This is a genomic window from Pseudomonas sp. NFACC08-1 (genome assembly GCF_900106735.1).
In the GTDB taxonomy this organism is placed as follows: Bacteria; Pseudomonadota; Gammaproteobacteria; order Pseudomonadales; family Pseudomonadaceae; genus Aquipseudomonas; species Aquipseudomonas fluorescens_Q.
This window is the reverse complement of sequence record NZ_FNNL01000004.1, coordinates 36,394-49,077: the sequence shown is the minus strand read 5'-3', so window position 1 is coordinate 49,077 and position 12,684 is coordinate 36,394. Positions and strand designations below refer to the sequence as shown.

The following is a 12,684-nucleotide window of genomic DNA, read 5'->3' as shown; positions in this document are numbered from 1 at the left end:
TCTGACCGGAACCGCCATGGACCTCGCCAACCTCAATGCCTTTATAGCCATCGCCGAGACGGGCAGTTTCTCCGGCGCCGGCGAACGCTTGCACCTGACCCAGCCGGCCATCAGCAAGCGCATTGCCGGCCTCGAACAACAGCTCAAGGTACGCCTGTTCGACCGTCTCGGTCGTGAAGTGGGCCTGACCGAGGCGGGCCGGGCCCTGCTGCCTCGGGCCTATCAGATCCTCAACGTGCTGGACGACACCCGCCGCGCCCTGACCAACCTGACCGGCGAAGTGACCGGGCGCCTGACACTCGCCACCAGCCACCACATAGGCCTGCACCGCCTACCGCCGTTATTGCGGGAATTCACCCGACGCTACCCCCAGGTGGCGCTGGATATCCAGTTCCTGGATTCGGAAGTGGCCTACGAAGAAATCCTCCATGGTCGGGCGGAACTGGCCGTCATCACCCTCGCCCCCGAACCCCATACGCTGGTACGGGCCAAGCCAGTGTGGGACGACCCCCTGGATTTCGTGGTCGCCCCGGAGCATGCGCTGCTGGAAAACGGCGCGGTCAGCCTGGCGGACGTTGCCTTGCATCCAGCGGTTTTCCCGGGGGGCAACACGTTTACCCATCACATCGTGCAACGGCTGTTCGAAGCCCAGGGCCTGACGCCGAACATCGCCATGAGCACGAATTACCTGGAAACCATAAAAATGATGGTCTCCATCGGCCTGGCCTGGAGCGTCTTGCCGCGCACCATGCTCGACGAACAGGTGGCGCGCATTCCTTTGCCGGGCATACAACTCAGTCGCCAGCTAGGCTATATCTTGCACACCGAACGGACGCTATCGAATGCCGCACGGGCTTTCATGGCCTTACTGGACGCACAAATCGATTTGCCAGGGACAAGGGCATAGGTTGTGCCGCGCCTGTAGGGCCCGAACGCTTGTGCTTTATGCCCAAACCCGCTCAAGGCTCGCGAGATAATGCCCAAACCCGCTGACCACCTTCCGCCCTTGCCACGCATCCAGGCGCTCGACCCGAAACGGTCCGAACAAAGCTGGGACAGCGCGCAGCAGTTGCTGGCCGCCCTGAACGGTGCACGGCTGGGGGCCTGGTCGTGGGACATCGACAGCGGACAGATCAGCTGGTCCCGGGGCACCCAGGCGCTGTTCGGCTTCGATCCGCGCCAGCCATTGCCAGCGGATGTGGATTATCTGGACCTGTTACTACCCGAAGACCGGGCCCGGGCCGTGCGCGCCTTTCACGCGGCAGTGGCCGGAGCGCCGCTGGAACAGGCCATGCACCACCGCATCGTCTGGCCCGATGGCAGCCTGCACTGGCTGGAGATCAGCGGCAGCGTGCTGCCCGACAAGCATGGGCGCCCGCGCATGATCGGGGTGATCCGCGAAATCACCCATCAGCGCGAGCGGGAACAGGCGCTGCGCAGTTCGGAAAAGCGCTTTGCCACGCTGTTCCACCTGAGCCCGAACATGGTGTTGCTGACCCGCCAGGAAGACGGGATGATCAGCGAGGCCAACCAGTATTTCGAAAGCCTGTTCGGCTGGCCGCTGCACGATGTGATTGGCCGGACCACCCTGGAACTGGGCCTGTGGGTCGACCCCGGGCAACGGGTAAAACTGTTGGAGGTCATCAAGGCCAGGGGCGAACTGGCGAGCATGGAGGTGGAACTGCGGGCCAGCAACGGCCAGATCCACACCGGCCTGCTCAGCGCACAGAAAGTCGAGCTGGAGGGCCAGCCCTACCTGTTGAGTACCTTCCTCGACACCACCGAGCGCAAACTCGCCGAACAGGCCCTCAAGGACAGCCAGGAACGCCTGGACCTGGCCCTTGACTCGGCGCAACTGGGCACCTGGGACTGGCACATTCCCAGCGGCATGCTCTACGGCTCGGCCCGGGCCGCGCAGCTCCATGGCCTGGAGCCCAAGCCGTTCCACGAATCGTTCGATGCGTTTTTCGAAGGCGTCCCCACTGAAGAACGCAACAACATGCGCAATGCCTATCGCAGCCTGCGCGAAGGCCCGGCGGGCAACTATCAGTTGACCTACCGCGTGCAACTGCCGGACGGCAGCTCGCGCTACCTGGAAAGCCGCGCCCGCCTCTACCGCAACGACGACGGCAGCCCCTTGCGCATGGCCGGCACCTTGCTCGACATCACCGACCAGGTGGAGCGCGAACAAAGCCTGGCCGCCTCGGAGGAAAAATTCGCCACACTGTTCCAGGTCAGCCCCGACCCCATCTGCGTCACTCACCAGGACAGCGGCCGGTTCCTTGAGATCAATTCCAGTTTCACCCAGACCTTCGGCTGGACCGCCAGCGACGTGATTGGTCTCGACGCCGACGAAATCGGCCTATGGGATGCCTCGGGCAGCAGCCTGCAACGCATCGAACGGGTGATCCGCGAACAATCGCTGAACAATGTCGCCATCGTCGTTCACCATAAGAACGGCCAGCCATTGACCTGTGTGATTTCCAGCCGGCAAATCAACGTCGGCAACCAGCCCTGCATCGTCACGACCTTGCGGGACATCACGCAGCAACAACGCTCCGAAGCCGCCCTCAAGGCCAGTGAAGAGAAATTCGCCAAGGCCTTTCATTCCAGCCCCGACGCCATCACCATCACCGAGCTCGAAAGCGGTCGCTACCTCGAGGTCAACGACGGCTTCTGCCGGCTGACCGGCTACCGCGCCGACGAAGTGATCGGGCACACCGTCTACGAAGTGGGGATCTGGGCCGAAGAAAAACAGCGAGCCGCCTTGCTGGCCGAGCTGCGACTCAAGGGCCGCGTCGTTCACCAGGAGATGCTCGGGCGCAATAAACGGGGGGAAATCCTTACGGTGGAGGTCTCGGTCGAGCCCATCACCCTCAATGAAACGGCGTGCCTGCTGCTGACCGCCCGGGACGTGAGCCTGCTGCGCAATGCCGAAGCCCAGATCCGCCACCTGGCCTACCACGACCCGCTGACCAACCTGCCCAACCGCGCCTTGCTGATGGACCGGCTGAGCCAGCAGATCGCCCTGCTCAAGCGCCACAACTTGCGCGGCGCCCTGCTGTTTCTCGATCTGGATCACTTCAAGCACATCAACGACTCCCTCGGTCACCCGGTGGGCGACACCGTGCTGAAGATCATCACCGCACGCCTGGAGGCCAGCGTGCGCCTGGAAGACACCGTCGCACGGCTGGGTGGCGATGAGTTCGTGGTGCTGCTCAGCGGCCTGGAAGGCTCGCGCAGCGATGTCAGCAAGCAAGTGCAGACCCTGGCCAACACCCTGCGCGAATTGCTCTCGGAGCCGATGTTCCTCGATGGGCAGCGACTGCAGGTCACGCCGAGCATCGGTATAGCGCTGATTCCCGACCACGGTTCCACGCCCACCGATTTGCTCAAGCGCGCCGACATTGCGCTGTACCGCGCCAAGGACTCAGGGCGCAACACCTCGCAGATGTTTCACACCACCATGCAAAAAGCCGCCAGCGAACGACTACGCATGGAGACCGATCTGCGCCTTGCCCTGGCCCGTGGCGAGTTCAGCGTGCATTTCCAGCCTCAGGTCGATGCCCGGGACAACCGCATCATCGGCGCCGAAGCCCTGGTGCGCTGGCACCACCCGGACCTGGGCGCCCAATCGCCTAACGAATTCATCAAAGTGCTGGAGGACAGTGGCCTGATCCTGGAAGTCGGGACCTGGATCCTCGATGAAGCCTGCGACGGCTTCAAGCAACTGATCGCCAAGGGCAAGATCGATCCCCAGCAATTCAGCCTGTGCGTGAACATCAGCCCACGGCAATTCCGCCAGAGCGACTTTGTCGAACGCATCGAAAATAGCCTCGTCACTCATGGCCTGCCCTTCTCCCTGCTGAAACTGGAGATCACCGAAGGCATCGTGATCCAGAACCTGGACGACACCATTGCCAAGATGCGCCGGCTCAAGAAACTGGGGGTGAGCTTCGCCATGGATGATTTCGGCACCGGTTATTCGTCGCTGACCTACCTCAAGCGCCTGCCGGTGGACACGCTGAAAATCGACCAGTCATTCGTGCGCGACGCCACCAGCGACCCCAACGACGCCGAAATCATCCGCGCCATCGTCGCCATGGCCCGCAGCCTCAACCTGATCATGATTGCCGAAGGCGTGGAGACCCTGGAGCAATTGCACTTCCTGCAAGGGCTCGATTGCCATCTATACCAGGGTTATTTGCATAGCCGACCGCTGCCGCTGGAGGCGTTTGAGCGGTTGTTGCCATAGAAAGGAATATGAGAAAGCCGAGCCAGGCGATGTTGTGGCGAGGGAGCTTGCTCCCGCTGGGCTGCGCAGCAGCCCTACAAAGCGGTCGACTGTACCTCGACAATTGATTGGGACTGCTGCGCAGTCCAACGGGAGCAAGCTCCCTCGCCACAGGTACAAATATGAAAAAGGGCGCCATCTGGCGCCCTTCTTCAGTTGCGATGCATCAGTTTTGCAGCGCGGGTTGCTGCTGCGCACCGTTGATCGGGATGCGCTTGGCTTTCGCCTCTTCCGGAACCACTCGCAGCAGGTCGATGCTCAACAGACCGTTACGCAGGCCGGCGGACTTGATCTCGATATGGTCGGCCAACCGGAAGGACAGCTTGAACGCACGCTGGGCGATGCCCTGGTGCAGGTAGGTGACGCTGTCGTTACTGGCTTCACGTTTGCCACCACTGATGGTCAGCACACCTTTTTCCACTTGCAGGTCCAGGTCTTCTTCCTGGAACCCGGCGGCGGCGACCACGATGCGGTACTCGTCATCACCATGTTTTTCCACGTTGTAGGGTGGATAGCTGCTGCCCGGCTCGTTGCGCAGGGCGGTTTCGAACAAGTCATTGAAACGGTCGAAACCTACCGAGGAACGGAACAGAGGGGCCAGCGAAAATGCAGTACTCATGATTCAAATCTCCTGAAAAATTCAGCAAGTTTTTTTGTCTCCGCGACCCGAATTCGGCATCGCGTAACCCTTATCTAGGGACCGCCAAAAACTTTTCAAGAGCTTTTTCTGAAATTTTTTTCAGGCCGCTTCGGTGCGCTGCACACCCAGCAAATGGCCCACCGCGTCCAGGTCGGTTTCCCGGCGCAAAGCGCTAAACAGCGCCACCGCTTCGGGGTAATTGCGAGTCAGCATCGCCAGCCACTGCTTCAACCGGCCCGGGGCCTGGCGCGGTGTCAGTTGCTCGACCACTTGCACCCAGAAGTCGTGGAGCATCGGCTGCAGTTCGACCCAGGACATCTCGACCACCTCCTCACCGGCTCGAGCGGCGGCGATCTGCCGGGCCAGGTCAGGACGGGAAACGAGACCGCGACCGAGCATGATGTCTTCGACACCGCTGATTTCGCGGCAACGGCGCCAGTCGTCCACGCTCCAGATATCGCCGTTGGCGAACACCGGCACCTTGACCACTTCCTGCACCCGCGGAATCCACTCCCAGTGGGCCGGAGGCTTGTAGCCGTCGACCTTGGTCCGCGCATGCACCACGATATGCGCCGCGCCACCTTCGGCCAGCGCTGTGGCACACACCAGCGCGCCGTCCGGGCTATCGAAACCCAGGCGCATCTTGGCGGTAACGGGGATATGCCTGGGCACCGCGCGGCGCACGTGTTCGACGATCTGGTTGAGCAACTCCGGTTCCTTGAGCAACACCGCCCCACCCCGGGATTTGTTCACGGTCTTGGCCGGGCAACCGAAGTTCAGATCGATAACCTGGGAACCCAACTCGCACGCCAACGCCGCGTTTTCCGCCAGGCACACCGGATCGGAACCGAGCAACTGCACCCGCAACGGCACGCCGGCAGCGGTCTGGGCACCGGTCAGCAACTCAGGGGCGAGCTTATGGAAATAGGCCGGCGTGAGCAGGCGGTCGTTGACACGGATGAACTCGGTGACACACCAGTCGATCCCGCCAACACGGGTCAGGACATCCCGCAGGATGTTGTCGACCAACCCCTCCATGGGCGCCAGGGCAATTTGCATGAAAAAGACACACTCAAGGAAAAAACGTGCGGCAGTTTACCGGATTTTGCCCATGACATCGGAATTCACCACCAATCCCTGTGGGAGCTGAGCTTGCTCGCGATGGCGGTGGATCAGCCCACGAGGATGCCGGACGGTTCCAGGGCGGGACCATAACCCTCGATGAATTCCTGCGGCATACGCTTGGGCCGGCCAGTGGACAGTTCGATGCAAACGAAGGTGGTCTGGGCCCGCAGCAACGTAGTGTTGTCGCTTGGCCGAATCAGCTGGAAATGCCGGGTCATCTTCAACCGCTGGTCCCAGTCGACGATCCAGGTCGCCAATTGCAGCTCGTCGCCTTCATAGGCGGCTGCCAGGTAATCGATTTCATGCCGCACCACTGCCATGGCCCGGTCGAGGCGCCGGTACTCCACCAGATCCAGCCCCAGGCGCTGGGAATGACGCCAGGCACAGCGCTCGAGCCAGGTAACGTACACCGCGTTGTTGGCGTGCCCCAGCCCGTCGATGTCTTCGGCATTTACCTGAAGATCAATAATGAACGGTGTTGCGCGATCCCAGCCCATGCCCCTCTCCCGGTTGAATGTGGATCGGGGCAGTGTAACGGATGATCAAGCCGATTGCCGCGCTTGCAGGCTGCGCCCGGCCAGCAGTGATAACACCCCATCAATGACACGAGGATCGGCCAGCACCCGCTGGTGCCCACCCTCGGGCAATCGCAGCAAGCGGCTGTCGAACCAGGCTTCGTGGATCAGTTGCGATTCCTTGACCGAGACGAATGTGTCGTCCTCGGCATGGACGATCAGCCCAGGCAGATCCAGCTGGTAGTGGGAGACGTCCATCTTTGCGGCCCGCATGCCGACGTCACGCTCCACTTCGCGAATGAAGGCCGAACGTGCCTTGGGTGGTAACCCCATCATTCGGGCAAACCCGCGCAACACGCCAAGAATGCGGCCGGGCGCGGCAACACTGACCAGGGTCTCGGTACGCAACCCCAACTGAACCGCCAGCATGGCACTGGCACCGCCCATGGAATGCCCGATCACGGCTTGCAGCGGCGGTAATTCAGCCGCTGCTTCAAGCATGGCCCTGGCGAACAGCAAGACATTCGCCTCGCGACCAGGAGAGCGACCATGGGCCGGGCCGTCCAGCGCCACCACCATGTAGCCGGCGTCCACCAACGCAGTGATCAACGCCCCGAACTGAGTGGGCCGCCCTTCCCAGCCGTGCATCAGCAGGACGACCGGGCCCCTGCCCCAACGTAACGCCGACAGACCGAAACGCAAGGTGATGCGCTCAGAACTGGCCAGCAGCGGCAACTCCCAGTCGCGGGGCGGCAGGTTCCGGGGCTGCATGAACACCCCACGCATCTTCTTCGCCACCAGGCGCGGAGCCACCCAACCAAGCGTGCCATTGACGCTACGAATCCAGCTCAACCTGTTCATCGCTCATCTCCAGGGCTTGCGCCTTAGCTCATCGCACCGCCGACTTGGCGGCGCGCAGCAAACGATCCGATAACTCTCCAGGGCCCAGTGCTCGCGCCAGGGCCAGGCCGCCCACCATCAAGGCAATGTCGGCCAAGACTTTGTCGGCGTCCTCCGGGCTGGCCGCCAACTGTGCGGTCATCAGCTCGATATGCTCATTGAGGACCTCACGGAACGCATCCGGCAGCCGACCGAGCTCGCCGACCGACGCCGGGATCGGACAAGCGTTTTCGGTGGAATCGCGGTGCTTGCGCGACAGATAGAACGCCGCCACCAGGGCGCGCCGCTCTTCGCCTGTCAGCTCGCCGTCCATGTCGGCGATCAGGCCGCGACGCCGGCTGAGCAAGTGCTTGAATGCCTCCAGCATCAAGGCATCCTTGCTTTCGAAATGGGCATAAAAACCGCCCACCGTCAGGCCGGCCGCGCCCATCACCTCGCCCACGCTCGGCTCAGCCGGCCCACGCTGGATCAGCGCGTCGCTGGCGGCCTTGAGAATGCGTTCACGGGTTTGTGCCTTTTTATCGCTCATCGTCGCCTCCGAATATTACGATTGAAATATTATTCCTATAATAATTTTCCGCAAGCGGAAATTTTGACCGCCGGTCAGAAGTCTATTTTCAAGGACAAGGGAATTGGCCGAACGCCAGACAAACAAAAGGGCCATTCAAGAATTGAATGACCCTTATAAAATCCCGCAGAGCGGGTAATCGTGGCGTCCCCTAGGGGACTCGAACCCCTGTTACCGCCGTGAAAGGGCGGTGTCCTAGGCCACTAGACGAAGGGGACACAAACCTTCTGACTTGATCAGTGCTGAGAACTGATCGATTCAAGGACCGTGTGGCCAGACCTTGAACCTGTAATTGGTGGAGCTAGACGGGATCGAACCGTCGACCTCTTGCATGCCATGCAAGCGCTCTCCCAGCTGAGCTATAGCCCCGGATTTTTCGCCTCGCGGCGGAGCGACATCTTGCAACATCGCTTCTGTAAAACTGGCGTCCCCTAGGGGACTCGAACCCCTGTTACCGCCGTGAAAGGGCGGTGTCCTAGGCCACTAGACGAAGGGGACGCAAACCCTTCTGTACAACTGATCAACGCTGAGTGTTGATCGCATCAAGACCGGTGTGGCCAGGCCTTGAAGTGTAAATTGGTGGAGCTAGACGGGATCGAACCGTCGACCTCTTGCATGCCATGCAAGCGCTCTCCCAGCTGAGCTATAGCCCCTCATCGCTGAGGACGGGGCGAATCTTAAGGGCGTATCGGAGGGCTGTCAAATTTATTTTCAACAAATTTGAAAATTTTTTGCCGGGATAACAATCACTTACCGACAAACCCCGGAAAACCGGGGTATGTCCTGCCTCATTGAACGCTTACGCGATCGCGCCCAGCAGTTTTTCCCACTCCTTGTTTTCCTTCTTCGACACACCACCGAGCAGATCGATGGCCTGGCGCAGGCGGAAACGGGTCAGGTCCGGCCCGAGGATTTCCATCGCATCGAGCACCGACACCGAACTGGCCTGGCCAGTAATGGCGGCGAACATCAGCGGCATGGCATCGCGCAGTTTCAACTCCAGCGATTCGACCACGGCCTGGATGGTCGCGGTGATGCTGTCCTTCTCCCACTGACGCAGGCTTTCGAGCTTCCACAGGATCAGTTGCATCAACTGGCGCACCTGGTCGCCCGAAAGCTTCTTGGATTCGAACAACTTCGCATCCGGCGTCACGCCGCCGGCGAAGAAGAAACCGGCCAGCGGGGCGATCTGACTGAAGGTCTCTACCCTACCCTGCACATGAGGAGCGATCTTCATCATGTACTCAGGGTTCAATGCCCACTTCTGCACACGTGCGGCGAACTCCTCCACCGGCAGGTCCCGCAGCCACTGGCCGTTGAGCCACGACAGTTTCTCGACGTCGAAGATCGGCCCGCCCAGGGACACGCGCGACAGATCGAAATGCTCGACCATTTCCTGCAGCGAGAACTTCTCGCGCTCGTCCGGCATCGACCAGCCCATGCGTCCCAGGTAGTTGAGCATCGCCTCGGGCATGAAGCCCATGCGCTCGTAGAACGTCACCGAGGTCGGGTTCTTGCGCTTGGACAGCTTGCTCTTGTCCGGGTTACGCAGCAGCGGCATGTAGCACAGCTGTGGTTGCTCCCAGCCGAAGTATTCGTAGAGCAGGATCAGTTTCGGCGCCGACGGCAGCCATTCTTCACCGCGCAACACGTGGGTGATGCCCATCAAGTGATCGTCGACCACGTTGGCCAGGAAGTACGTCGGCAGGCCGTCGGTCTTCATCAGCACTTGCATGTCCATGCGATCCCACGGGATCTCGACATCGCCACGCAGCATGTCCGGCACCACGCAGACGCCTTCGGTGGGCACCTTCATGCGGATCACATGGGGCTCGCCAGCCGCCAGGCGACGGGCGACTTCTTCCTTGGACAGCAGCAGCGCCCGGCCGTCGTAGCGCGGGGTTTCGCCACGGGCCATTTGCTCGGCGCGCATCTGGTCCAGCTCTTCGGCGGTGCAGAAACACGGGAACGCATGCCCCATGTCCACCAGTTGCTGGCAATACTGCTGGTAGATGTCACCACGCTCGCTCTGGCGATACGGACCGTGCGGGCCGCCGACGTCCGGGCCTTCGCTCCAGTCGATCCCCAACCAGCGCAGGGCGTCGAAGATCTGCTGTTCGGACTCGCGGGTCGAACGCAACTGGTCGGTGTCCTCGATCCGCAGAATGAACTCGCCGCCATGCTGCTTGGCAAAGCAATAGTTGAACAAAGCGATGTAGGCGGTGCCGACATGGGGATCGCCAGTGGGCGAAGGCGCGATGCGGGTGCGGACGGTGGTCATGGCATGTCTCGGAAAGAATATAAAAGCGAAGATCAAACAGGGGGCGAATGGTAACAGGCGATGGCGGGCGGGCTCCAGTGAGAGCGGGATTTGTGTCGCCAGTCGTCAGACCGAATCGCCCCCATCGCGAGCAAGCCCGCTCCCACAAGGGATCATTGGGCGATTCGATCGAACTGTGGGGGCGAGCTTGCTCGAGATGACGCCCTTAAGGTCGCCACACAACCTCAGACAACCAGCAAACGCTCGCGCAACTTGCCAATCTCATCGCGCAACTGCGCCGCCGCCTCGAACTCCAGGTCCCGGGCCAACTGGTACATCTTCTCTTCCAATTGACGGATGCGCTTGGTGATTTCGCTTGGCGAGCGCAGTTCGGCCTCGTAACGAGCGCTCTCTTCGGCCGCCTTGGCCATGCCCTTGCGCTTCTTGCTGCGCGAGCCGGGCACGGTGGCGCCCTCCATGATGTCGGCGACGTCCTTGAACACGCCTTTGGGGGTAATGCCGTTGGCCAGGTTGAAGGCGATCTGCTTGTCGCGACGGCGCTCGGTCTCGCCGATGGCCCGCTCCATGGAGCCGGTGATGCGGTCGGCATACAGAATCGCCCGGCCATTGAGGTTACGTGCCGCACGACCAATGGTCTGGATCAACGAACGCTCGGAACGCAGGAAACCTTCCTTGTCGGCGTCGAGAATCGCCACCAGCGACACTTCCGGCATGTCCAGGCCTTCGCGCAGCAGGTTGATCCCCACCAACACATCGAAAGTGCCCAGGCGCAGGTCGCGAATGATCTCGACCCGCTCCACCGTGTCGATGTCCGAGTGCAGGTAACGCACCCGCACGCCGTGGTCGGCCAGGTAGTCGGTAAGGTCTTCGGCCATGCGCTTGGTCAGCGTGGTGACCAGCACTCGCTCTTCCAGCGCCACGCGCTTGGAGATTTCCGAGAGCAGGTCGTCCACCTGGGTCAGCGCCGGGCGCACTTCGACTTGCGGGTCCACCAGCCCGGTCGGTCGCACCACTTGCTCGACCACCCGCCCGGCATGCTCGGCTTCGTAGTTGCCGGGCGTAGCCGAGACAAAAATCGTCTGCGGGCTCACGCTTTCCCATTCATCGAAGCGCATCGGCCGGTTGTCCAGCGCCGAGGGCAGGCGGAAACCGTATTCCACCAGGGTTTCCTTGCGCGAACGGTCGCCTTTGTACATGGCGCCGACCTGGGGCACGCTGACGTGGGACTCGTCGATGACCAGCAGGGCATCGGCTGGCAGGTAATCATACAAGGTGGGGGGTGGCGCGCCCGCCGGACGGCCCGACAGGTAGCGCGAATAGTTTTCGATGCCGTTGCAGTAGCCCAGCTCCAGGATCATCTCCAGGTCGAACCGGGTCCGCTGCTCCAGACGCTGGGCTTCCACCAGCTTGTTGTTCGAACGCAGGTATTCCAGGCGCTCCTGCAACTCGACCTTGATCCCTTCGATGGCGTCCAGCAGGGTTTCCCGGGGCGTCACATAGTGGCTCTTGGGGTAGAACGTGAAGCGTGGCAACTTGCGGATCACTTCACCGGTCAGCGGGTCGAACGCCGAGAGGCTCTCCACTTCATCGTCGAACAGCTCGATGCGAATCGCTTCCAGGTCCGATTCCGCCGGGTAGATGTCGATCACATCGCCACGCACCCGGAACGTCGCCCGGGCGAAATCCATGTCGTTGCGGGTGTACTGCAAGTCCGCCAGGCGCCGCAGCAAGGCGCGTTGGTCGAGTTTGTCGCCACGGTCCACGTGCAGCACCATCTTCAAGTAGGTTTCCGGGCTGCCCAGGCCGTAGATGCACGACACCGTGGTGACGATGATCGCGTCCTTGCGCTCGAGCAAGGCCTTGGTCGCCGACAGTCGCATCTGTTCGATGTGATCGTTGATCGAGGCATCCTTCTCGATGAAGGTGTCCGACGACGGCACGTAGGCCTCGGGCTGGTAGTAGTCGTAGTAGGAAACGAAGTATTCCACGGCGTTATTCGGGAAAAACGCCTTGAACTCGCCGTACAGCTGCGCCGCCAGGGTCTTGTTCGGCGCCAGTACTAGGGTCGGGCGCTGAATCTGGGCGATCACATTGGCGATGCTGAAGGTCTTGCCCGAACCGGTCACACCGAGCAACGTCTGGTGCGCCAGCCCGGCCTCGATGCCTTCGACCATCAGGCGGATGGCTTCCGGCTGATCGCCGGCGGGCTGGAAGCGGGTGACTAGCTGGAATTCAGACATGACATAACCTCTGGATTCACCCCTGTCGGCCAGCCGACAGGAACGAGAAAGACCGAAACGACGGGTGTCGCCCGAGGAAAAAGCTGGGATGCACACAATGTGGAGGTGAATGCCTTCGCTT

Annotated in this window: 9 protein-coding genes and 4 tRNA genes; 2 read left to right on the top strand and 11 right to left on the bottom strand. The window is 61.5% G+C overall.

What is annotated here, in order from left to right; translation table 11 throughout:
* The first annotated feature begins 16 nt into the window (after positions 1 to 16).
* The gene (locus BLU76_RS09900; RefSeq protein WP_092149266.1) at positions 17 to 907 is read left to right on the top strand and encodes a LysR family transcriptional regulator; all 891 of its coding nucleotides are present in this window, start codon (positions 17 to 19) and stop codon (positions 905 to 907) included.
* A gap of 69 nt (positions 908 to 976) precedes the next feature.
* Positions 977 to 4,255 carry a sensor domain-containing protein gene (locus BLU76_RS09895; RefSeq protein WP_092149263.1) on the top strand — a complete coding sequence of 1,093 codons (3,279 nt, stop codon included), beginning with the start codon at positions 977 to 979 and terminating at the stop codon, positions 4,253 to 4,255.
* A 205-nt stretch (positions 4,256 to 4,460) separates the two neighbouring features.
* On the opposite strand, the gene BLU76_RS09890 is transcribed toward BLU76_RS09895, so the two are convergent.
* The 11 genes from BLU76_RS09890 to uvrB form a co-directional block, all read right to left on the bottom strand.
* The gene (locus BLU76_RS09890) at positions 4,461 to 4,913 is read right to left on the bottom strand and encodes an Hsp20 family protein (RefSeq protein WP_063320307.1); all 453 of its coding nucleotides are present in this window, start codon (positions 4,911 to 4,913) and stop codon (positions 4,461 to 4,463) included.
* 120 nt (positions 4,914 to 5,033) lie between these two features.
* Positions 5,034 to 5,993 carry a tRNA dihydrouridine synthase gene (locus BLU76_RS09885; RefSeq protein WP_063320306.1) on the bottom strand — a complete coding sequence of 320 codons (960 nt, stop codon included), beginning with the start codon at positions 5,991 to 5,993 and terminating at the stop codon, positions 5,034 to 5,036.
* A gap of 113 nt (positions 5,994 to 6,106) precedes the next feature.
* The gene (locus tag BLU76_RS09880) at positions 6,107 to 6,556 is read right to left on the bottom strand and encodes an acyl-CoA thioesterase (protein WP_092149260.1); all 450 of its coding nucleotides are present in this window, start codon (positions 6,554 to 6,556) and stop codon (positions 6,107 to 6,109) included.
* Positions 6,557 to 6,601: 45 nt separating this feature from the next.
* Positions 6,602 to 7,435, bottom strand: coding sequence for an alpha/beta fold hydrolase (locus BLU76_RS09875; protein WP_092149257.1), 834 nt, complete (start codon positions 7,433 to 7,435; stop codon positions 6,602 to 6,604).
* A gap of 28 nt (positions 7,436 to 7,463) precedes the next feature.
* The gene (locus tag BLU76_RS09870) at positions 7,464 to 8,003 is read right to left on the bottom strand and encodes a TetR/AcrR family transcriptional regulator (RefSeq protein WP_063320303.1); all 540 of its coding nucleotides are present in this window, start codon (positions 8,001 to 8,003) and stop codon (positions 7,464 to 7,466) included.
* A gap of 181 nt (positions 8,004 to 8,184) precedes the next feature.
* Positions 8,185 to 8,260, bottom strand: a tRNA-Glu gene (locus BLU76_RS09865).
* 75 nt (positions 8,261 to 8,335) lie between these two features.
* Positions 8,336 to 8,411 (bottom strand) — tRNA-Ala (locus BLU76_RS09860).
* A gap of 53 nt (positions 8,412 to 8,464) precedes the next feature.
* Positions 8,465 to 8,540, bottom strand: a tRNA-Glu gene (locus BLU76_RS09855).
* Between the two features lie 79 nt (positions 8,541 to 8,619).
* Positions 8,620 to 8,695: transfer RNA gene (locus tag BLU76_RS09850), tRNA-Ala, on the bottom strand.
* A 146-nt stretch (positions 8,696 to 8,841) separates the two neighbouring features.
* Positions 8,842 to 10,323: a glutamate--tRNA ligase gene (gene gltX / locus BLU76_RS09845; RefSeq protein ID WP_014337445.1), complete on the bottom strand. Its 1,482-nt coding sequence runs from the start codon at positions 10,321 to 10,323 to the stop codon at positions 8,842 to 8,844.
* A gap of 224 nt (positions 10,324 to 10,547) precedes the next feature.
* Entirely contained in the window at positions 10,548 to 12,563 is a 2,016-nt protein-coding gene (gene uvrB, locus BLU76_RS09840) for an excinuclease ABC subunit UvrB (protein WP_063320302.1), read from the bottom strand.
* Positions 12,564 to 12,684: the final 121 nt, after the last annotated feature.